The sequence below is a fragment of the Psychrobacter sp. 16-MNA-CIBAN-0192 genome (genome assembly GCF_040309565.1).
Classification (GTDB): Bacteria; Pseudomonadota; Gammaproteobacteria; order Pseudomonadales; family Moraxellaceae; genus Psychrobacter.
The window spans coordinates 1-267 of the sequence record NZ_JBEOOX010000316.1 but is presented as its reverse complement, the minus strand read 5'-3'; the positions used below and the strand labels follow the sequence as shown (position 1 = coordinate 267).

The 267-nt window shown below is 40.4% G+C and carries 1 pseudogene; it reads left to right on the top strand.

Annotated elements, in window-relative coordinates:
* Nucleotides 1-267, top strand: a pseudogene (locus AAEY78_RS13385) (23S rRNA (adenine(2503)-C(2))-methyltransferase RlmN); the annotation flags it as partial.

Below are 267 nucleotides of genomic sequence, written 5' to 3'. Positions count from 1 at the left end.
ATCCATTACAAGAATTTTTAGCGGGTATTCGTCGTTATTTAGAAAAGTCTAATGCAAATCGCGGCCGCGTGACGGTTGAATATGTCATGCTTGATCATATTAATGACAGCACAGACCAAGCGCATGAACTTGCAATTCTAATGAAAGATACTCCATGTAAGATTAACTTAATTCCGTTTAACCCGTACCCTGGTTCTCCTTACGGTCGTTCTTCTAACTCACGCATAGATCGTTTTTCTAAAGTGTTGATGGAACACGGCCTAACTG